This window comes from Nocardia flavorosea NBRC 108225, from assembly GCF_001613385.1.
In the GTDB taxonomy this organism is placed as follows: domain Bacteria; phylum Actinomycetota; class Actinomycetes; order Mycobacteriales; family Mycobacteriaceae; genus Nocardia; species Nocardia flavorosea.
In genome coordinates this window covers 159,900-179,694 of sequence record NZ_BDCG01000009.1, presented here as the reverse complement: position 1 = coordinate 179,694, position 19,795 = coordinate 159,900, and the positions used below count along the sequence as shown (strand labels likewise).

Annotated in this window: 16 protein-coding genes; 10 read left to right on the top strand and 6 right to left on the bottom strand. The window is 68.3% G+C overall.

Translation table 11 applies throughout. The annotated features are described in order from the left end of the window. Window positions 1-53 precede the first annotated feature (53 nt). Together NFL01S_RS11025 and NFL01S_RS11020 are read right to left on the bottom strand one after the other, a co-directional pair. Window positions 54-1,070: an Rv2578c family radical SAM protein gene (locus NFL01S_RS11025; protein ID WP_062974091.1), complete on the bottom strand. Its 1,017-nt coding sequence runs from the start codon at window positions 1,068-1,070 to the stop codon at window positions 54-56. Between the two features lie 31 nt (window positions 1,071-1,101). Continuing rightward, entirely contained in the window at window positions 1,102-2,103 is a 1,002-nt protein-coding gene (locus NFL01S_RS11020; RefSeq protein WP_062974090.1) for an NAD-dependent epimerase/dehydratase family protein, read from the bottom strand. Between the two features lie 197 nt (window positions 2,104-2,300). Here NFL01S_RS11020 and NFL01S_RS11015 point away from each other — a divergent pair, with 197 nt between their 5' ends. Continuing rightward, the gene (locus NFL01S_RS11015) at window positions 2,301-2,618 is read left to right on the top strand and encodes a type VII secretion target (RefSeq protein ID WP_062974088.1); all 318 of its coding nucleotides are present in this window, start codon (window positions 2,301-2,303) and stop codon (window positions 2,616-2,618) included. Beyond that, entirely contained in the window at window positions 2,615-4,225 is a 1,611-nt protein-coding gene (locus NFL01S_RS37295) for a hypothetical protein (protein WP_062974086.1), read from the top strand. The genes NFL01S_RS11015 and NFL01S_RS37295 overlap by 4 nt, the downstream gene beginning before the upstream one ends. 9 nt (window positions 4,226-4,234) lie before the next feature. Here the strand turns inward: NFL01S_RS37295 and ypfJ are convergent, their stop codons facing one another. After that, window positions 4,235-5,158 carry a KPN_02809 family neutral zinc metallopeptidase gene (gene ypfJ / locus NFL01S_RS11005; RefSeq protein ID WP_062974084.1) on the bottom strand — a complete coding sequence of 308 codons (924 nt, stop codon included), beginning with the start codon at window positions 5,156-5,158 and terminating at the stop codon, window positions 4,235-4,237. A 146-nt stretch (window positions 5,159-5,304) separates the two neighbouring features. Here ypfJ and aspS point away from each other — a divergent pair, with 146 nt between their 5' ends. Beyond that, window positions 5,305-7,128 carry an aspartate--tRNA ligase gene (gene aspS, locus NFL01S_RS11000; RefSeq protein WP_062974082.1) on the top strand — a complete coding sequence of 608 codons (1,824 nt, stop codon included), beginning with the start codon at window positions 5,305-5,307 and terminating at the stop codon, window positions 7,126-7,128. Window positions 7,129-7,324: 196 nt separating this feature from the next. On the opposite strand, the gene NFL01S_RS10995 is transcribed toward aspS, so the two are convergent. Beyond that, the gene (locus NFL01S_RS10995; protein ID WP_062974079.1) at window positions 7,325-8,371 is read right to left on the bottom strand and encodes a DUF2189 domain-containing protein; all 1,047 of its coding nucleotides are present in this window, start codon (window positions 8,369-8,371) and stop codon (window positions 7,325-7,327) included. A gap of 191 nt (window positions 8,372-8,562) precedes the next feature. On the opposite strand from NFL01S_RS10995, the gene NFL01S_RS10990 reads away from it, so the two are divergent. The 7 genes from NFL01S_RS10990 (at window position 8,563) to NFL01S_RS10960 (ending at window position 17,817) form a co-directional block, all read left to right on the top strand. Beyond that, complete coding sequence (locus NFL01S_RS10990) at window positions 8,563-9,729, top strand: phosphotransferase family protein (protein WP_062974076.1); 1,167 nt, start codon at window positions 8,563-8,565, stop codon at window positions 9,727-9,729. Between the two features lie 242 nt (window positions 9,730-9,971). After that, a complete protein-coding gene (locus NFL01S_RS10985; RefSeq protein WP_062974074.1) occupies window positions 9,972-11,354 on the top strand; it encodes a replication-associated recombination protein A in 1,383 nt (460 codons plus the stop codon). 255 nt (window positions 11,355-11,609) lie between these two features. After that, window positions 11,610-14,288 carry an alanine--tRNA ligase gene (gene alaS / locus NFL01S_RS10980; protein WP_062974072.1) on the top strand — a complete coding sequence of 893 codons (2,679 nt, stop codon included), beginning with the start codon at window positions 11,610-11,612 and terminating at the stop codon, window positions 14,286-14,288. Beyond that, window positions 14,288-14,893 (top strand): Holliday junction resolvase RuvX, encoded by a 606-nt coding sequence (gene ruvX / locus NFL01S_RS10975; RefSeq protein WP_062974070.1) that lies wholly within the window; start codon window positions 14,288-14,290, stop codon window positions 14,891-14,893. The genes alaS and ruvX overlap by 1 nt, the downstream gene beginning before the upstream one ends. Beyond that, window positions 14,890-16,374: an endolytic transglycosylase MltG gene (locus NFL01S_RS10970; RefSeq protein WP_062974068.1), complete on the top strand. Its 1,485-nt coding sequence runs from the start codon at window positions 14,890-14,892 to the stop codon at window positions 16,372-16,374. Before ruvX ends, NFL01S_RS10970 begins: the two co-directional genes overlap by 4 nt. 22 nt (window positions 16,375-16,396) lie before the next feature. After that, window positions 16,397-17,263, top strand: a complete 867-nt coding sequence (locus NFL01S_RS10965) for a shikimate dehydrogenase (RefSeq protein WP_062974208.1) — start codon at window positions 16,397-16,399, stop codon at window positions 17,261-17,263. Between the two features lie 80 nt (window positions 17,264-17,343). Next, window positions 17,344-17,817, top strand: coding sequence for a B-4DMT family transporter (locus tag NFL01S_RS10960; RefSeq protein ID WP_245670609.1), 474 nt, complete (start codon window positions 17,344-17,346; stop codon window positions 17,815-17,817). Here the strand turns inward: NFL01S_RS10960 and NFL01S_RS10955 are convergent. Next, window positions 17,806-18,486 carry a response regulator transcription factor gene (locus NFL01S_RS10955; RefSeq protein WP_062974064.1) on the bottom strand — a complete coding sequence of 227 codons (681 nt, stop codon included), beginning with the start codon at window positions 18,484-18,486 and terminating at the stop codon, window positions 17,806-17,808. The two genes, NFL01S_RS10960 and NFL01S_RS10955, sit on opposite strands and share 12 nt — an antisense overlap. After that, window positions 18,483-19,748 carry a sensor histidine kinase gene (locus NFL01S_RS10950; protein WP_062974062.1) on the bottom strand — a complete coding sequence of 422 codons (1,266 nt, stop codon included), beginning with the start codon at window positions 19,746-19,748 and terminating at the stop codon, window positions 18,483-18,485. Before NFL01S_RS10950 ends, NFL01S_RS10955 begins: the two co-directional genes overlap by 4 nt. Window positions 19,749-19,795: the final 47 nt, after the last annotated feature.

The window sequence follows — 19,795 nt, the reverse complement described above, 5'->3', positions numbered from 1 at the left end:
GCCCGTTCCTGGAAAGCCGGCACCCGCATGTCGAACCTCGGACACGCGGGTGCTCAGGCGAACAACTCCAGCTGTGGGGTATCGGCGGGTTGCGGTGCCGGACGGGCTTCTGGAGCGCGTGGTTCCTCCGGGCGTAGTCCGTGCTCGCTCAGCAGCGGATCGACCCGCTCCCGCAGCCACGACGCGTACTCGGGCGCGACCGTTGCACCGCGCCGGTAGAGCTGCCGGTATCGGCGCAGCAGCGCCGGATGGTTGTCGGCGAGCCAGCCCAGGAACCAGCCACGCGTACTGCCCCGCAGATGCAGGGGAATGACCACCGCCGATTCCGCGCCGGCCGCGGCGAGCTCGCCGAACAGTTCGTCGAGCTGGGCCCGGCCGTCGGTGAGATACGGAATCACCGGCGCCACCATCACATTGACCGCGAAACCGGCATCACCGCAGGCGCGCACGAGATCCAGCCGGGCCCGCGGTGCGGGCGTGCCGGGCTCCAGGCCGCGCTGCAACTCCTGATCCAGCAGGGCCAGCGAGATTCCGATATGCACGCCGACCTCGCGTGCGGCCAGGCTCAGAAGCGGCAGATCCCGGTGTAGCAGGCTGCCTTTGGTGAGAATCGAGAACGGCGTACCGGAATCGGTGAGTGCCCGGATGATTCCGGGCATCAACCGGTATCGGCCCTCGGCTCGCTGGTACGGATCGGTATTGGTGCCGAGCGCGACCTGCTCACGATGCCAGGAGCGGCGGGTGAGTTCGCGCCGCAGCACCGCCGCGATATTCGTTTTCACCACGATCTGGGTGTCGAAATCCGTTCCGGCATCGAGTTCGAGGTATTCGTGCGACCCGCGGGCGAAGCAGTATCGGCAGGCATGCGAACACCCGCGCATCGGGTTGATCGTCCACCGGAACGGCAGGTTCGATTCGTCGGGAACCTTGTTCAGCGCACTTTTGCAGAGGACCTCGTGAAAAGTGATGCCTTCGAAGTCGGGAGTCTGTACGGTGCGGGCGAACCCGGCCCGGCCGAGGCCGGGCAGTGCGCCGTCGTCGGCGTCCAGGGTCTGGTTCTGCCACCGCACGCGACCAGTCGAACACGCGTTCTAACTACTGTCAAGGAGTCGGGGTGAAATCCGGTAGGGGGGCGTGGGGATCGGCGAAGAAGGCCACCAGATCGCGCACGGTGTCGTCGATCGGGCGGGGCCGATACCCCAGTTCGCGGGCTGCTTTACCGCGGTCTACCAGCGGTGCCGACACCAGTGCGCCGAGTGCGGCCTTGGAGACGACGTCGGTCCCCAGGCGTTTGCCGATCGGCTCCATCACCGGAATGAGGCCCGAGACGAGTTTGGTCGAGATGGAGAAACGGGGCCCCTTCTTGCCGCCGTGCCGGGCGGCCATCCGGCAGAGGTCGAGCATGGAGATCATCTCGCCGCCGAGTAGGTAGTTCTCCCCGGTGCGGCCGTTCTCGCCGGCCAGGATGAGGCCTCGTGCCACATCCCGGACATCCACCAGGTCGAAACCGCCGTCGATCATGGCGGGGATACGGCCGCGGGCGGCGTCGCGCAGGTAGCGGTTGATCCGGGAAAGCGGCGTCCCGTGGTCGGCGGGCCCGAATACGCCGGTGGGGTTGCAGATCACCGCGTCCAGCCCGGTTTCGATCGCCTTGCGGAGTTCGATCTCGCCGGCCCATTTGGACCGGTCGTAGACGGGGAGGCCGGTGTCGGTGGAGCGCAGGGTCGTCTCGTCGATCGAGCCACCGCAGCTGTACTGGTCGAAGGCGTGGATCGAACTCGCGTGCACGAACCGGCGCGCGCCGACCGCGTGGGCGGCCTCGGCCACCACGCGTACACCCTCGGTGTTGACCCGCCAGGCGAGGTCGTTCTTGTCGGCCAGAGTGATCACCGCGACCAGGTGATACACCACCTCGGCGCCGTCCAGGGCGGCGCGCATGGAGGCCGGATCCAGGACATCGGCGCTCACCCAGGTGACGTTCGCTACGGCGGGCTGCCGGGGCGTCACCCGGTCGATGGCGGTGATCTCGTCGCCGCGCTCGGCGAGTAGCGAGAGGAGATTCGTACCCAGGTAGCCGGCTGCGCCGGTCACTGCGACCTTCATGCGGACGACAATATAGAACTTGTTCTATATTGCAACCTGTTCTAGTTTTGCGGCGGGGCGCGGTCTCGTCCGGGACCGCCGGGGTGGGCTATATTCGGGCGGCAACCATTTGATGCCGCAGGGGCGCGTGTCGTTGTGGCACAGGAGAAGTTTCACGCGGTGGCGATGATGTTCACGATGAGTCAGGGGGGAGCCCGATGAGTAATACCTCGGTGGAAACCGAAGCGCTGCGGGTATTCGGTACCACGAACGCCGGTATCGGCACCGAGATCGCCGGTGTCGCCACTATGGACGCGGTGCGCGATGCCGCCGCGCTGGCGCCGGTCTTCGGTTTGATCGGCGCCGACTATCTGGCCATGTTCGCTGCCGCGCAGGTGCTGCAAACCCGCGATATCAACGATCTCGCGGCCAAGTACCAGCACCTTTCCCAGGCGGCGTTCTCCTCAGCGCTCAACTACGACATCACCGACGACGGCACCGCCGGCGCGCTCGGTGCGGCGGGGGGCGCACTGTGAAACCGCTCGACAACGGCGCAGGTACCGCAGGCCTCATTGCTCCCGAGTTGCAGCATGCCGTTCCCGCCGCGCCCGCCGATATTCCCGTGACCGCGGCCCCGGCCACTGCCGCGGACCCCGGTGCGGCGATCCAGGATGTTCCGCTGGTGCCGCTTCCGGAAGGGGTATCGCCGGCCGAATCGCCGGAATTCGTGCTTTCCCAGCGCATTTCCGAGGACGCTCCCGCCACGGCCGGGATGCCGGGCGGAGTGCCGGGGCTATCCGGGCTTACCGGTGGCGCACCGGAGGCTCAGGACATCCTGTCCGGCGCGGTCCAAGATGTATCCGCACAGGCCGATCATGTGCTGGGGGTCGTGAACCAGGCGGCTGCCCCGGCGATCGATACGGCCCAGGGCCTTCTCGGTCAGGCCGCGGCAGCTGCCGGTGTGGCCGCGCCCGCAGGCGCGGCCGCGGGCGTTCCCGCCGCGGCGGCCGCCGCCTTACCGTCCGATCCGGTGGGGGCCCTGCTCAACGGCGCCGCCCTGCCGGCGCTGCCCGGAATCGACGTGCTGTTCGCGCCCATCCGCGATCTGCTGAGCAGTTTCGGGACCGGCGTCATCGGCGCATTGGACCCCACCGCCATCCTCAGCCAGGCATCCCAGGTCATCGAGGTGGCGATGGGTGTGGGTAAGAGCAGCCTTTCCGCCATGGGACAGTCGTGGGAGAGCGGGGCCGCCCAGACCGCCCAGACGGCCGGGCAGGAAGCCAACAATTCCGGCGTGCAGACCAGCCAGCGCGGATTCGATATCTCGGCCATGACGCAGGCCGCGGCCGCGGTGGTGCAGCAGGGGAACTCGCAGCTCACCACCATCGCCGCGTCCTTCCTCACCCAGGCCACTGCTCTCGCACCGGTGGTGATGACCCCGCCCGCGCAGACCGCGCTCATCGCCTCGGCCACCGAACATCTGGGTCAGGCCGTGACGGTCACCAACATCACGCGTGGGAACCTCGCGGGTAAGACCGCGGAACTGAGCGGTGTGGTGCAGCAGATGCTGGGCGTGGACGGACAGCAGGCGGCCCAGGCCGCCCAGCAAGTGGCGCAGAGTGTCGGTGAACCGATCTTGCAGCAGGCGCAGAGCCTCGCTTCGGACCCGTCGGGCCTGGAGTCCGTGCTGGGCTCGGCCACCGGTGAGCCCGCAGCGACCACCGCGGCCGGGCTGAGCACCGGTAGCCCGGGCATGCCGGGGAGCCCCGGTATGCCGAGCGGCAGCCCGGGTTTGTCGACCGGTGGTGCGCCGGGTGGTACCCCCGGCCTGCCCGGGGCGCCATCGGTGCCGGGGGTTCCCGGAGCGACGACGCCGCCGATCGGCAACGTGGTCCGGCCGGGCGCACTACCCACCGGCGTGGCTCCCGCTGCCACGAATCCCGCATCCAGTGGTTTCATGGGGGGCGGTGCGGCAGGTGCGGCCGGTCAGCGCAACAACGAAGAGGAACACGGCCGGACGGTCGAGTCGTACCGCAGCGCGACCGGTAACGACGACCTCACCGGTCCGCTGGGCGAATCGGCACCGGAGGTCATCGGGGCGGTCGATCCCGACGAGGACGCCGGCTACGACAGCCAGTTCTGAACCACCGGTTCAGCGCAGGCCCTCGGGATTGTCCAGATCTGTCGCCGAATAGGTATCGCACGCCCGTACGTCACCGGTGCGGTACCCCGCGAGGAACCACTTCTGTCGTTGCTCGCCCGCGCCGTGCGTCCATACCTCCGGGTTCACCCGGCCCTGTGCCGACTCCTGGATCCGGTCGTCGCCGACTGCTGCCGCCGCCGACAGCGCATCCCGGATATCGGCATCGTCGAGCGGCTGCAGCAGCGGTGTGTCCGAGCCCGGTGCGGGTGTGCGGTCGGCGTAATGCGCCCAGATACCGGCGTAACAGTCGGCCTGTAGCTCGGTGCGTACCGCCCCCGACTCCGGGCCCTGTGGATCCTGCTGGGCTCGGCCGATATCGCCGAGCAGGGTCTGGATGTGGTGGCCGAACTCGTGCGCGACGACGTACTCCTGTGCCAGCGGCCCGCCCGCGGCGCCGAAGCGGTCCACGAGTTCCTGGAAGAAGCCGACGTCGAAATACGCGGTCCGATCGGCCGGGCAGTAGAACGGGCCGACCGCACTGGTCGCGTACCCGCAGCCCGTGGACACCGAGCCGGTGAACAGGCGTAACCCCGGTTGTTCGTAGGCGACACCGGTCTGCTGCGGCAGTTGCTCGTCCCATACGGCATCGAGGCTCTGCGCGGTGAGGACCACCCGGCAGTCCACGTAGGTGTTCGCGTCGGCGCCGGTCCGGCAGTGCTCGGGAGTGCCGGCGGTGACCTCACGCTGTCCGGTGTCCTGGGTGCCGGTGAACTGGCCGAGCGTCGACCCGGGATCGCCGCCCAGCAGGAGGGCGATGACCAGTACGATCAGCCCGCCGGCACCACCGCCGAGGGCCAGTTTGCCGCCGCGGCCGGGGCCGCCGCCGGAGGAGGCGCGGCCGGGGTCGATCTGCACGCGTTCGTTGAAGGTCATGCGAGCATCCCGTCTGAGAACGTAGTTGCTGCAACTTTGCTGGTGCTGGCAATATATCCGTTTCAGTCCGCCCGCCGGGGCACACTACGATGGCAACCGCATCCGGTGGCCGTCCCCGGTGTGCTCCGAACGTCGAAAGGAATCCCGTGCTGCGCACCCACTTGGCCGGTTCGTTGCGAGCCGAACAGGCCGGTCAGACCGTGACCCTCTCCGGTTGGGTGGCGCGGCGGCGTGACCACGGTGGCGTGATCTTCATCGATCTGCGCGATGCCTCCGGGGTGGCGCAGGCGGTGTTCCGGGAAGCTCCGGCGGCCGAGCAGGCGCATCGGCTGCGGGCCGAATACTGCGTTCGGATCGTCGGTGTGGTCGAACAGCGCCCCGAGGGCAACGAAAACCCCGAACTGCCGACCGGCGCCGTCGAGGTGAACGTCAAAGAGCTCGAGGTGCTCAACGAAAGTGCCCCGCTACCGTTCCAGCTCGACGAGCAGCCCGGCGAGGAGGCCCGGCTCCGGTATCGGTACCTGGACCTGCGCCGCGAGGCCCCGGCCCATGCCATCCGCCTGCGGTCGCGGGTGAACGCCGCCGCGCGTTCGGTGCTGGCCCGCCACGAATTCGTCGAGGTGGAAACCCCGACGCTGACCCGTTCGACCCCCGAGGGCGCCCGCGATTTCCTGGTCCCTGCGCGGCTGCAGCCCGGCAGTTTCTACGCGCTGCCGCAGAGCCCGCAGCTGTTCAAGCAGTTGCTCATGGTGGGCGGTATCGAACGCTACTTCCAGATCGCGCGCTGCTACCGCGACGAGGATTTCCGGGCCGACCGTCAGCCCGAATTCACCCAGCTCGACCTCGAGATGAGCTTCGTGCGCCAGGAGGATGTGATCCTGCTGGCCGAGGACATCCTGGTGGCGCTGTGGGAACTCATCGGCTACCGGATCCCTACCCCGATCCCACATATGACCTATGCCGAGGCGATGCGCCGGTTCGGTAGCGATAAACCGGATCTGCGGTTCGGCGTGGAAATCACCGAATGCACCGAGTACTTTGCCGAAACGCCGTTCCGGGTGTTCCAAGCGCCCTATGTCGGTGCTGTCGTCATGCCCGGTGGCGCGAGCCAGCCGCGGCGCCAGCTCGACGCCTGGCAGGACTGGGCCAAACAGCGCGGCGCCAAGGGACTGGCGTATGTGCTGATCGGTGAGGACGGCACCCTCGGCGGCCCGGTCGCCAAGAACCTCACCGAGACCGAACGTGCAGGGCTTGCCGCGCATGTCGGCGCCCAGCCGGGGGACTGCGTGTTCTTCGCTGCCGGACCGGCCAAGGCGCAGCGCGCTCTGCTCGGCGCTGCGCGGTCGGAGATCGCGCAGCGGGTGGGATTGATCGACGAGAACGCGTGGTCGTTCGTCTGGATCGTGGATGCGCCGCTGTTCGAACCCGCCGCCGATGCCACCGCAAGCGGCGATGTGGCGCTGGGGCATTCGTCGTGGACGGCCGTGCACCACGCTTTCACCTCGCCGAAACCGGAGTCGATCGACACCTTCGACACCGATCCCGGTTCCGCCCTCGCCTACGCCTACGACATCGTCTGCAACGGTAACGAAATCGGCGGCGGCAGCATCCGCATCCACCGCAAGGATGTGCAGGAACGCGTCTTCCAGGTGATGGGGATCAGCGAGGCCGAGGCCCAGGAGAAGTTCGGCTTCCTGCTGGACGCCTTCGCTTTCGGTGCCCCGCCGCACGGCGGTATCGCCTTCGGCTGGGACCGGATCGTCGCCCTGCTCGCCGGGCTCGACTCGATCCGCGAGGTCATCGCCTTCCCCAAGACCGGCGGCGGCGTGGATCCGCTCACCGACGCGCCTGCGCCCATCACCGCGCAACAGCGCAAGGAAGCAGGACTGGATGCCCGGCCGCAGGACAAGGCCAAGGCCGATACCAACGGTGCGACCGGGGCCGCGGTCACCGAGGCGGGTACCGGCTAGCAAGTTCGGGTCCGATTACCCGGCCGCTGGGCTCGGCGGCCGGGGGGACGGGGTCGGGAGTGCGGGAGGTATCGCGGTCTCCGAACCTCCTGTGGCAGTGGTATCGCGACAGATGTGGGCCGGCGTTCGCCCGGTCGAACACTGTGCCGCATGCCGCCGGCGCCGGTGGCATGCGGAAGCCCGGACGGCGGATATGTCAGACGGGTGAGACCGGGCCACCGGTGAGGGTGCGGTATGCATAGGTGACCGCGATCGCTGCCACCGGGCCGGCCACCAGCAGTCCGAAACCACAGGCGAGCAAGCCGAGACAGGTGACCACGACGACGGTCAGCGCCAGCAGGAACACCCGCCACGGATCACGCAGGGTCAGCAGGAAACTGGATTTGATTGCCTCTACCGGCGTCTGGCCCTGGTCGACGGCGAAATGCAACGAGAACATACAGCCGATACCGACCAGCATCCCGGGAATCAGGCACAGCGCCGAAGCCAGAGTGGTGGCCAAGAAGGCCAGCAAGGCCGTCAGGAATGCGTTACCGAGATTGCCGATATAGAAATAGGAGCCGAAACCCGGCCGGTAGCCGTCGGTTTCGTAGAGCGCGCCGCGGACGAGGGCGGCCTGGAGTATCCAGAGGCCGGCGATGACGACGGCGAAAAGCACCAGCAACGAGGTCATCGACCGTGGTTCGGTGATTCGTGCCACCAGGTAGAACAGCAGATAGATGATGAAGCCGAGCGAAGTCGCCGCGATCCAGGGTCCGGGATTGAGGCGGAACTTCTCGAATCCGTAGCTGAGCGCGTGGCCGACATCGAGCCGTCCGGGGATTCCGGTACCGAGGGCCTGGTAGCCGTAGACCGGTGATTCCGCTCCGGGTCCGGTACCGGGCGGGCCGTAGACGGGTTCACCGGCGGCCGGATCGGGAACGGTGCCGTCCGGTGCGGGGTGCTGTGGTGCGGGGTGCTGTGGTGCGGGCTGTTGCGTCGCGGCGGATTGTGCGGGTTCATCGGTGACCGTGCGCGCGGCGGGGTCGGTGCCGGGGCCCGCGGTTGTGACGGGTTTCTCCCCCCCGGGTGGGCTACCCCGTCCCGCGTCGTGGACGACACCCCCGGGGAAATCGGCGGTACGCGGGCTGTCCGCGGCCGTGTCGCCGGCCGCCGCGGGCCGGGATTCGCCGGGTGTGGGTTGCCTGCCTGCCGTATCCGGGGCGCCGGGGGAGTCGGGGGCGGAACTCGGTGTGTCGGTCACGCTGGCATACCTTTCGGCGGGGCGGTTTTCCGGTGTGGCGCACAGCAGTTCAGATCGAGAAAACCCGACCGGCGCAGCGCTGTCAAGCAGGCCGTAGATGGGCGGGCGAACACGTCTGACACGCCGGGCGACACGGAAAGGTTGTTCAACCGCTCGCTAGAAGTGACCGAATGCGAGTAACTTGAGATGCGATGACTGCACTACTGGCCGAACGAGCCACCGAAGTCGTATCCGCAGCACAGCAGTTGCTCACAAAGCGAATGGGTGCTCCGGTGAAGCTGAGCGATCCCACCGAACTCAGTGGCAGCGGACGGACGACCGTCCTACGGGTCCGGGTCGCCGAGAACGCTTTCTCCCTACCGCGCACGCTGATCGTCAAGCAGGTGCGCGGCTCCGTCGCGGACCCGAAGAACGTGACGATCATGCCGGGTGTGGCCAGCGTCGATTCGGCATTCCTCCGGGAAGCGGTGTCCTACCAGTTCACCACCGCGCTGAGCCGGGGCGAACGTCCCGGCGCGTACCTGATCGCGCACAGCCTGCCCGACCGGTTGCTCGTGCTCAGCGATCTGGGCGAGAACACCAAACTCACCGATGTGCTGCGCTCCGGTGCCGAACCGGCCGCCCAGAACGCGATGATGGCGTTCGCGCAGGCGCTCGGCCGGATGCATGCGGCAACCGTCGGCCGTGAACTCGATTTCGTCGCCCTGCTCCGGCGGGTCGACGTGGTGCACCGCGTGGACGGTATCGCCCAGCAGGCCGAGGCCGCCGTCATGGAGGTACCTGCCCTGTTGCGGCGCGAACTCGGTATCGAGGTACCCGACGAGGTGGCCGAGCAGGTCGCCCACGGGGCTCGGCTGTTCGGTGGTGGCCGGTTCCGGGCGTTCAGTCCCTCGGATCTGTGCCCGGACAATGTGATCATCAACGACGAGGGTGCCCGCATCCTCGACTACGAATGGGGCGGTTTCCGCGATGCCACCCTCGATATCGCGTACGCGCTCGTGTCCTTCCCCGGCTGCCTGTGCGATATCGAACTGTCCCGCGAGCTGGCCACCCAGATGGTGGAGGCCTGGCGGGCCGAGGTCGTCGGCGTTTGGCCGGCCCTCGCCGACGACGACCTGCTCGCCGAGAAGATTCTCGAAGCACGGCTGATCTGGGTCTGGCTCAGCACCTACTGGTTCCTGCCCGCGGACCACACCCGGATCGCGGCTGCCCGCGAACACGGGCTGTCGGTGCCGCGATCGGATGCCCTGCTCAACCGGTGGGCCGGGCTGGCCGAGGACGCACGGTGCCTGGGCAACGACGCGGTCGGCGATTTTGCCGAGGGCGTGTGCGCGTTGCTCGACGAACACCTCAGCTGATCTGTCTCGATGCCCTGCGGGATGGTAATTGTGCCGCCGGCGCGGCGCAGGTCGGTGCCCTGCCGATCCCGCTGTCGCGTTGGACCATGCGCGGAACGAGGATGTGATCGTGGCCGCCTGTCCACGCCGGAGTAGGTGTCGGGGCCGGGCGGTACGGTCGCTGGCATGAGCGAGTCGGGTACGGAGGCAGTAGCGGAACGCAACCACCGAGGACCGTCGCCCATGCCCCAAGAGGACACGGAATGAGTGACGGTCTGTTCGATATGCCCGGTGCGGGGCCGGGTGCACCGGATTTCGCCGCGCCGGATCAGGCCGCGCGGCCCGGCGATACCCGCGCACCGCTGGCGGTGCGGATGCGGCCCGCCGCCCTGGACGAGGTCGTCGGGCAGCAGCATCTCCTCGGTCCCGGCTCACCGCTGCGCCGTCTGGTCGAAGGTTCGGGGGCAGCGTCTGTTCTGCTCTACGGGCCGCCGGGCACCGGGAAGACCACTCTCGCCTCGCTGATCTCCCATGCCACCGGTCGCCGGTTCGAGGCGCTGTCCGCGCTGTCGGCGGGCGTCAAGGAGGTACGAGCGGTGATCGACGTGGCCCGCCGGCGGCTGACCGCGGGTGAACAGACCGTGTTGTTCATCGACGAGGTGCACCGGTTCTCCAAAACCCAGCAGGATGCATTGCTGGCCGCAGTCGAGAACCGGATCGTGCTGCTGGTGGGCGCGACCACGGAGAATCCGTCGTTCTCCGTGGTCGCGCCGCTGCTGTCCCGGTCTCTGGTGTTGCAGCTGCATTCGCTGACGGGCGACGATATCCGCACGGTGCTCACCCGGGCTCTGGCCGATCCCCGCGGGCTGGACGAGCAGTTCACCGTTACCGATGAGGCGATCGACCATATCGTCCGGATCGCCGGCGGCGATGCTCGTCGCGCGCTCACCGCCCTGGAGGCTTCCGCCGAATCTTCGCTCGACGGCGCGATCGACCTCGACCTGGTCGCCGCCAGCGTGGACAAGGCCGCTGTCCGCTACGACCGGGCCGGTGATCAGCACTACGACGTGATCAGCGCGTTCATCAAATCCATTCGCGGTTCCGATGTGGATGCCGCGCTGCACTACCTCGCCCGGATGCTGACCGCGGGGGAGGACCCGCGTTTCATCGCCCGGCGCCTGATGGTCCACGCCAGCGAGGACATCGGGATGGCAGACCCCAGCGCGCTGCAGACCGCGACCGCCGCGGCGCAGGTGGTGCAGCTGGTCGGTTTACCGGAGGCTCGGCTGGCGCTGGCCCAGGCAACCATCCACCTGGCCACGGCCCCCAAATCGGGCGCGGTGGTGGCGGCGATCGGCGCGGCGATGGCCGATGTGGCGGCCGGTAAGGCGGGCGCGGTGCCGCCGCATCTGCGCGACGGCCACTACTCCGGCGCTGCGGCGCTCGGCAACGCGCAGGGCTATCGGTACCCGCACGACGATCCGGACGGTGTGCTCGCCCAGCAGTACCCGCCGGACGAACTGGTCGGGGTGGATTACTACCACCCGACCGACCACGGGAACGAGCGGACCGTAGGCCCCCGGGTAAGCACCCTGCGCCGGATAATCCGCGGTCTGCGGTCCCCGAACGGACGCAGCAGGCCTTAGCCGAGCCGTAGCCGGGCAAAGGTACGCGCGGACGGTGCGCCGGGCCGGAGACATATCGCCGCCCGGCCCCCAGGCTTCCACTGCTGCGTACCCACCGCCGGAAAGCGGCCCGGACACTACCGGCGCCATCCGTGTCTGCTGGTGCTGTGCCGGAGCCCATGGGTGCCGGCGCGCGGGGGCGCAACGACCGGGGGTGGTATGCCTTACCCGGCTCGGTGATAATTCACGTGCACCGCCCCGGTAGGCTGAGTATCTGTGCAGACCCACGAGATCAGACGGCGATTCCTGGACCATTTCGTTCGTGCCGGGCATACGGAGGTGCCCAGTGCATCGCTGATTCTCGACGACCCGAACCTGCTGTTCGTGAACGCGGGCATGGTGCAGTTCAAACCGTATTTCCTCGGTCAGCAGACGCCGCCGTATCCACGCGCGACCAGTGTGCAGAAATGCGTGCGCACCGGTGATATCGAGGAAGTCGGCGTCACCACACGGCACAACACCTTCTTCCAGATGGCGGGTAATTTCTCCTTCGGGGATTACTTCAAAGAAGACGCGATCCGCTTCGCCTGGGAACTGATCACCAGGTCCCAGGAGGACGGTGGCTACGGGTTCGATCCCGGGCGTATCTGGGTCACCGCCTACGAGGCCGACCCGGAGGCCGCCGAACTCTGGCGCAAGGTGGCCGGTATCCCCGATGAGCGGATCCAGTTCCGCGACGGTAAGGACAACTATTGGGATATGGGCGTGCCAGGTCCCGGCGGGCCCTGCTCCGAGATCTACTACGACCGCGGCCCGGAATACGGGCGCGACGGCGGGCCGGTGGCCGACGAGGACCGCTACCTCGAGATCTGGAACCTGGTCTTCATGCAGGACATCCGCGGTGAGGACAGTCCCAAACTCGGGCATCCGCCGATCGGTGTGCTGCCGAAGAAGAATATCGACACCGGGATGGGTATCGAGCGCATCGCGTTGCTGCTCCAGGGTGTCGACAATGTCTACGAAACCGATCTGCTGCGCCCCATCATCGACAGGGCCGAGGAACTCACCGGCCGGTCCTACGGTGTCGAACACGCCGACGATGTGCGTTTCCGGGTGATCGCCGATCATGCGCGTACGTCCGCGATGCTGATCGCCGACGGCGTCAACCCGGGCAACGACGGGCGCGGTTACGTGCTGCGGCGGCTGCTGCGCCGGATCGTGCGCTCGGCCCGGCTGCTCGGTGCCGAACAACCGGTGATGAGCCAGTTCATGCGGGTCGTGAGCGAGCTGATGGCGCCGTCCTATCCCGAACTGTCCACTGATTTCGCGCGGATCGAAACGGTCGCGGTCGGGGAGGAGACGGCCTTCCGTAAGACACTGGCCACCGGATCGCGGCTGTTCGACGAAACCGTCGAGGAAGTCAAGGCGGCCACCCCGTCCGGTAAGACCGGCAGGATCTCCGGAGCCGACGCCTTCACTCTGCACGACACCTACGGTTTCCCCATCGACCTGACGCTCGAGATGGCGTCCGAAGCCGGTTTGTCCGTCGACGAGGCGGGTTTCCGATCGCTGATGGCCGAACAGCGGCAGCGGGCCAAGGAAGACGCGCACGCTCGTAAGCACGCCCACGCCGACCTGTCCGTCTACAAGGAACTGGTCGATCGAGGCGATACGGAGTTCACCGGATTCGACGAGCTGACCTCCGAGGCCCGGGTGCTCGCGCTCATCGGCGACGGGGTCCGGGTACCTACCGCGGTCGCCGGTACCGATATCGAGGTGATCCTGGACCGCAGCCCGCTCTACGCCGAATCGGGCGGTCAGATCGCCGATCGCGGCACGATCACCGCCGCGGGCACCAAACTCATCGTCAACGATGTGCAGAAGATCGCGAAGAAGCTCTGGGTGCACCGGTGCACGGTCGACCAGGGGCAGATCACCGAGGGTGATGTGGTGCTCGCCCAGGTCGATCCCGCCTGGCGGCGCGGCGCCACCCAGGGCCATTCCGGCACCCATATGGTGCATGCCGCGCTGCGGCAGGTCCTCGGCCCCAACGCGGTACAGGCCGGTTCGATGAACAAGCCCGGGTATCTGCGCTTCGATTTCAACTGGCAGGGCCAGCTCTCCGAACAGCAGAAGGCCGATATCGAAGCGGTGTCCAACGACGGTGTCGGCGCCGACTACCCGGTGAACACCTTCGTCACCGATCTGCCCAAGGCTCGCGAAATGGGGGCGCTGGCCTTGTTCGGCGAGAACTACGGTGACCGCGTGCGAGTGGTGGAGATGGGCGGACCGTTCTCCATGGAGCTGTGCGGTGGCACCCACGTAGGGCATTCCTCGCAGATCGGCCCGATCACCCTGCTCGGGGAATCGTCGGTCGGTTCGGGGGTGCGTCGCGTGGAGGCGTTCGTGGGGCTGGATTCCTACCGGCATCTGGCGAAGGAGCGGGCGCTGCTGGCCGGTGTCGCAGCCATGCTGAAGGTGCCCTCCGACGAAGTTCCGGGGCGGGTGGAACAGCTCGTGGACCGGCTGAAGGTCGCCGAGAAGGAACTCGAACGGACCAAAGTCGCCGCCGTGCTGTCCTCGGCCGGTTCCTATGCCGATGCGGCGCAGCGAATCGGTGATGTACTGCTGGTGGCCGCCGCCGCTCCGGAAGGCGTGGCAGCCGGTGATTTGCGCACCCTCGCCACCGATATCCGCGGCCGGCTGGGCTCCACGCCCGCCGTCGTGGTGTTGCTCGGAAATAACGAGGGAAAGGTGCCGTTCGTCGTCACGGTGAACAAGGCGGCCCAGGAACTGGGTGTCGCCGCCGGTGCGCTGGTCGGTGTCTTCGGCCCGAGCATCTCCGGCCGCGGGGGTGGTAAGCCGGAGATGGCCCAGGGGGCGGGTTCGGACCCGTCGGGTATCGAGGCGGGCCTGGCGGCGGTCCGGGATCATATCGGCGCACACGCCCGCTGATGGCGGCTGGTTCCGGCGCCGGTACCCCGGTCGACCGGCCACACCCCGGTTCCGATCCCGGCCGCGGCCGGCGACTGGGCATCGACGTGGGCAGTGTCCGGATCGGCGTGGCGGCCAGCGACCCCGACGGTGTTCTGGCCACCCCGGTGGAGACCGTGCCCCGAGCGGGTTCACCGGGCCGCCGGTCCGGACGCACATCCGGCGGTTCCACCGCGCGCGGTGCGGGCGGAAAGGTGGCCGCCGGTGCGGATATCGCGCGGATCGCCGCGATCGCGGCGGAATACGAGGCGGTGGAGATCATCGTCGGGCTGCCGCGCACCTTGCGCGGCGACAGTGGGACCGCGGCCCGGCTGGCGGTAGAGTTCGCCGGAAAGTTGCGCGACTCGCTGCCCGAAGTGCCGATCCGCCTTTCCGACGAACGTTTGACTACGGTGTCTGCTGCACGCGCTCTGCGGGACAGCGGTGTCCGAGCACGTGGACAGCGGCAGGTGATCGACCAGGCGGCTGCTGTTTCGATCCTGCAGAGCTGGTTGGACGAACGGAGTTCGATGATGAGGTCGGCCGAGGACGCGGAACGGACCGCGTTGTTCGGAGACGATGAATGACGGATCGGTGGGCGCAGGCGGAGGCGCGATTCCGGCAGCGTGAGGCCGAGCGGCGATACCGCCGCGACGACAAGGCCTGGGAGCGATCCCGCCGGTCGGCCGCCACGCCGGTAGCCGACGATCCCGGACGGGACGCTGAGCCGGATACCGGCTGGGATCCCTACGAGGACGACGACACCGCGGTCATTCCCCGTTACGTCGACGAGGACGAATACATCGACGACGAGGACGATTACGACGACGCCGAGCCCGAGCCGCGGTCGCGGTCGCGCAGCCGGGCCGGTGCCCGGCCGGCGCCTCGCCGCGGGGGCCGGGCGGCAGCCCGCCGGGCCCGAGAGCAACAGGACGGTGGCCGCCGGAAGCTGCTCTGGGTGGCCGGTGCGGTGGTCCTCGTCCTGATCCTCGGCGCCGGTGTGTACAAACTCGTCAATCGCTACACCCCGGCGGAAGATTTCGCCGGCCCGGGTGGCGCACCGGTGATCGTCCATGTGGCGTCCGGTGATACGGCCACCGAGATAGCCACGGCGATGAAAGAAGCCGGTGTGGTGGCCAGTTCGGCCGCGTTCTACGAGGCGGCGGTACAGAACGCGGGGATGAGTTCTGTACAGCCCGGGTACTACGCCATTCCCGAACGGAGTCCGGGCCGCGACGCCGTCGCGGCGCTGGTATCTCCGGAAGCCCGCGTGGGCAATCTGGTCATCTCCGAGGGCCGGCAGTTACACGATCAGCACGATGTGAACACCGGTGCCCGTAAGGAGGGGATCTATACCAAGATCGCCGCCGCCAGTTGTGTCGGCGCCGACACCGAACGCCGGTGCGTCACCTACGAACAACTGGAAGAGGCCGGTGCCGGTGCCGATCTGGCCGCGCTCGGAGTGCCGGAATGGGCGATGGACGCCGTCCGGCAGGTACCCGACCGGCGGCGGCAGCTCGAGGGCCTGATCGCCGCCGGCAGCTGGGATTTCGACCCCAACAGTTCCGCCCAGGAGATCCTCCGGAAACTGGTCAGCGAAAGTGCCGCGCGCTACGAGGAGACCGGGGTGCTCGAATCCGGGGCCGCCAACGGGTTGAGCCCCTACGAAACGCTGATCGGCGCTTCCCTGGTGGAACGCGAAGCGCTGCCTCAGGATATGAGCAAAGTGGCCCGGGTGATCGTCAACCGGCTGGAGATCGGCCAGCCCTTGCAGTTCGATTCCACGGTCAACTACGCGCTCGACAAGACCGAGGTCGCTACGACCGACGCCGATCGCGCGCAGACCACCCCGTGGAACACCTATGCCATGGCCGGGCTGCCGGCCACGCCCATCGCCGCTCCCTCCATCGGCGCGCTGGAGGCGATGGAGAAACCCGAACCCGGTGATTGGCTGTACTTCGTCACGGTGGACAAAGAAGGCACGACCTTGTTCACCGAGAGCTATGGCGAGCATCTGGAGAATATCGAACTGGCACTGGAAAGCGGGATTCTCGACAGTGGGCGCTGAATCGGGTGCCGATAACTCGACGGTGAATTCCGGTCCTGCGCAGCGTTCCGGACCGGCGGGAGCGTCATCGGCCGCCGGATCGCGGCGGGCGGCCGTACTGGGCAGTCCCATCACCCATTCCCGCTCGCCGCAGCTTCATCTGGCTGCTTATCGGGCGCTCGGCCTGGACTGGACCTACGACCGGATCGAATGCACTGCTGCGGGCCTGCCACGGCTGGTGGACGGACTGGGCCCGGAATGGGTCGGTCTGTCGGTGACCATGCCGGGCAAGGAAGCCGCGTTGGCCTACGCGGACGAACGCACCGAACGAGCGGTGCTCGTCGGATCGGCCAACACCCTGGTCCGGACCGAGTCCGGCTGGCGGGCGGACTGCACCGATGTGGACGGTGTGCTGGGCGCGTTGCGGGGCGGCGGTGTGACCGGGTTGTCCGAAGCGGTCGTACTCGGCGCAGGCGGGACCGCCCGTCCGGCGCTGCTGGCGCTCACCGGACTCGGCGCCCGGCGGGTGACCATCGTGGCGCGCGACGCGGGCCGGGCTGCCGGTGCGCGCGAACTCGCCGCGCAACTCGGCGCGGCAACCGAGGTGATCGGTTTCGATGATGCGCCCGAGCTGGCCCGGCGCTGCGCGGCGGCCGGGGCGGTGGTCAGCACTGTCCCGTATCAGGCGGCTGCCGGTATCGCCGACTCCGTGGCAGCGGCTCCCGTGGTACTGGACGCCCTGTACAGCCCTTGGCCGACCCCTCTTGCGGAGGCGGTGGCGGCGGCCGGTCACACCGTGATCGGCGGTCTGCAGATGCTGCTCGAACAGGCCTACGGGCAGGTCGAGCAGTTCACCGGAGAACCGGCCCCGCGGGCAGCGATGGCAGCGGCAATGTCCGACCTGGACTGATCGCCCGGCGAGCCACCGTTTGCCACCGATATTCTGTAACCGGTTCTAGCTTTGCGCCGAAGGGGGTTATGGTGATCGGCATGACTGCGTGGTTGTTGCGGGCACTGGCGCTCGGTGGGCTGGCCGTCGTGCTGCGAGTACTCCTCGGATTCGCGATGGGGTTCGTCCCGACCTTCGGGGTGTGGCTGCGACTGCTCTGCCTGGTGGTGTTGATCGGTGCCGCGGTCGCGTGGGGTCTGGTGGACGGCCGGGCGGACCGGCGGGCCAACCCCAATCCGGAACGCGGCGCCGACCTGACGATTCTGTGGCTGCAGGCCGCGGTGGCCGGCGGTATCGGCTGTGGCCTCGTGTCCTGGCTGCTGGATTTCATTCCGCGGGTCGACCTGGGCGATGCCGGGCTGCTCTTCGAGGCGACCGCCGCGTCCGCGTTCATCGTGCTGCTGATCTTCGTCCCGGCCCTCATCGGCGTAGCTGTAGGCCGGCGGCTGGCGCGCCGGGAACAGAGCCGGACAACCGGAACCGCCGGATTCCGGCCGGCCGGTTCAGCTGCCTGAGATCGATCGGCGACCGGGCACGATGAGGCCGGTCTCATAGGCGATCGCCACCAGTTCGGCGCGGCCGCGCGCCTCCAGTTTGTCCAGTAATCGGCCGATATGGGTACGGGCCGTCGCTGGGCTCATATGCAGGGCGGCACCGATCTCGATGTTGGAGCGGCCCGTCCCCACAGCGAGCAGGACCTCACGCTCACGCGGAGTCAGTCGCTCGAGCAGCTCCGCTGCGTGCATGCTCGGCCCGGCGGCCTGCGCTGCCGCCCGCATCACCCGGCGGGTGACAGCAGGCGCGAGCAGCGCCTCCCCGGCGGCGACCGTTCGCACGGCTGTTCGCAGCTCCTCGGGATCGATATCCTTCAACAGGAATCCGGCTGCGCCGGCCCGCATCGCCTCGAGGATATTGTCGTCGGTATCGAACGTGGTGAGGACGATGACCTGGACGTGTCGCAGTCCGGGGTCGGCGACGATCCGCCGGGTCGCGTCGAGACCATCGCCACCTGGCATCCGGATGTCCATGAGCACCACATCGGGGCGGGTACGGGACACGAGCGCAACCCCTTCCTCGCCGGTACCGGCGAGGCCGGCGACCTCGATATCGGTGGCGCGTTGCAACAATGCGCACAGGCCTTCTCGGATCAAGTACTGATCGTCGACCACTGCGACGCGGATCATGCCGAATCCCGTACGGGTAGCCGTGCTTCGACCACGAATCCAACTCCATGTATCGGTTCCGCCCGCAGGGTGCCGCCCAGTAGGGCGATTCGTTCACGCATTCCGATGATGCCCCAGCCCGTGCCGGGCCGGCCGGTACCGCCCCGGCCGTCATCGGTCACGCGCACCAGAATGCTCTCGCGCTCCTGTCGCAGTTCGATTGTGGCGTGTCGGGCCGCAGCGTGCCGGAGCACGTTGCTCAGTGATTCCTGGACCAGCCGGAAGATCGTGTCACCGGCAACTGCCGGCAATCGGTCGGCCGATTCCGCGCCCTGGAGTTCCACGGTGAGCCCGGTGGAGCCGGTAGCGGCGACGAGCTCGGTCAGGCGTGCCGAAGCCGGAGACAGCGGACGCCCCGGGTCGTTACCGGGTTCACGGAGGGCATCCAGCGTCGCGCGCAATTCGCGGCCCGCGGTCCGGCACGCGGCGCGCACCGCCGCCAGCGAGTTCTCGGCGGTCGCGGGATCCGTACGCAGCGCTTCCCGGGCCACGTCGGTGTGCAGGCCGATCACCGACACAGTATGCGCGAGCAGGTCGTGCAGGTCGCGGGCGATCCGCACCCGCTCCTGCGCGATCCGTCTTCGCGCTTCCTGCTCTCGCTCCGCAGCGGCAGCCGCGGCCTGTTTGACCAATTCGGCACGCCAGCCGCGGCGTGACCGGATACTGTCGCCCAGCGCGATAACCGCCGCCATCAACGCGGCCGAGGCGGGCAACTCGATGCCGAGGACGAAGCCGGGATCGTCACCATGGTGAAGACGAACGGCCGTGGAGAGGAAGAGCAGCGCGGTCGCGGTAACTGCCGCCCAATACAGCCGTCCACACTCGGCCGCGGAGAACAGTGCGGCGGCGAGTGGAAGGGCCAGCCCGATCGGCGGGTAGCCGAGCATGTAGTAACCCACCAGTGCGATCGCAGAGACCACCAGGACGGCTACCGGCCTACGTCGCCGCGCAAGGATCAGGGCACTGAACAACACACCGAACAGGTACGCCGGCACGGGTACCGCCCCGGGGCCGCCGACGTCGGCGGAGATCGCTGCGCCGACCGCGACCAGCACAGCCATCGCCAGAACGATATCGACCAGCTTCGCGGACCGGTCGCCGGGAGAACCCTGCCCCCGGGGCGGCGTGGACTGGGTGGCCGATGACGTCGAGCGCATCCGCACAGCGTCGCGAATGGCGGCGGTCCGCAATACGGCGGCCTCCGGATCACCGGCTCGGTTCACCGTGCTCTCCTTCCGGGCCGGCTCGGTCCGCGCAGGCGTCGAGGCGT